Source organism: Psychrobacter sp. UBA2514, assembly GCF_002341255.1.
In the GTDB taxonomy this organism is placed as follows: domain Bacteria; phylum Pseudomonadota; class Gammaproteobacteria; order Pseudomonadales; family Moraxellaceae; genus Psychrobacter; species Psychrobacter pacificensis.
The window spans coordinates 3,917-5,222 of sequence record NZ_DDNS01000004.1 but is presented as its reverse complement, the minus strand read 5'-3'; the positions used below and the strand labels follow the sequence as shown (position 1 = coordinate 5,222).

Below are 1,306 nucleotides of genomic sequence, written 5' to 3'. Positions count from 1 at the left end.
TACGCTCACAAAGCTTCCTTGCTTCTTTGTTAGAATAAAAGTGCTTTTGACTTTATATTTGCTTAGGCTAATTTGTTATTGATAAACAATCATCATAAACGATTAAAATATACGTTTATCATCAACAGGCTTAGCAAATTTATCAATATTAGTCTCGATGTTTTTGGCTATATTGATATAGTAATTCGCAAACTCATCATCGGCTAATACACTTGGCTCACCTTTATCGACCTGCGCGCGGATACCACTGGCAAGTGGTAGTTGCCCTAATAGCGGCACGTGGTACTGCTCAGCGATAATCTCACCACCGCCAGTACCAAAAATCGCTTCGGTATGGTTGCAGTTACTACAAGTGTGCAGCGCCATGTTTTCAACAACACCAAGCACAGGAATACTGGTTTTGTTAAACATCTCAATACCTTTCTGCGCATCAAGTAGTGCAACGTGCTGCGGCGTCGTGACGATGACAGCGCCTGTCACCGGAATACGCTGGGCAAGCGTTAGCTGAATATCACCGGTACCTGGCGGCATATCGATAACTAGGTAATCGAGCTGCGGCCAGTTGGTTTGATTATACAGTTGCATCAGCGCGCCTGTCGCTTTGGGACCACGCCAAGCCACTGGCGTATTATCGCCATCGAGCAAGCTGCCGATAGAGAGCATCGCTAAACCGTGCGCCTCGACCGGAACGAACTGATCGTTTTCCAGCTCAGGCTTAACATCGGCAACCCCAAGCATCGTTGGCATACTAGGGCCATAAATATCGGCATCAAGCACGCCCACGCGATTACCCAGCTTTTGTAATGCCAGTGCGATGTTCACAGTCGTGGTTGATTTGCCAACGCCGCCCTTACCTGATGCCACGACAATAATATGGCGGATACGAGGATGCGCAGCTAATGAAGCTTGCGTAGGTGCTGCTTTGGTAATTGGCGGCTCAGCGTTAGCGTTGTTGGCATTACTCACGTTGTTATTAACGCCAGATGAAGGCTGGGACTCCATCGCATTGGTTGTCTTTGGCATCTGCTTTGGTAAGCTTGAACCTGACCCTTTTTCTGGAGCAGGCAGGCGCACATTCATATGAATCGTGGTAATGCCATGCGGATGCAGCAACTGGCCAAGCTCTTGTTGGACAGCTTCAGGGTTGCTGTCTTGTGGCAGGCGCAAGTCTAGCGTCAGCGCCTCGCCGTCACGCTCAAGTCCTGTGACCATCGTCGCAATACTGACTGTTCCTATCTCATACCCAAGCAATACTTTATCAACGGCACTATCACGTTCTGCCTGCTGCTGCGGTGTTTCGGTTTTG

The 1,306-nt window shown here is 48.7% G+C and carries 1 protein-coding gene; it reads right to left on the bottom strand.

The genetic code is table 11. The features are described 5' to 3' along the window. Window positions 1–102: 102 nt before the first annotated feature. Window positions 103–1,306: iron-sulfur cluster carrier protein ApbC (gene apbC, locus B3V51_RS01335; RefSeq protein WP_414706359.1), on the bottom strand; the 1,204-nt coding region annotated here is incomplete at its 5' end.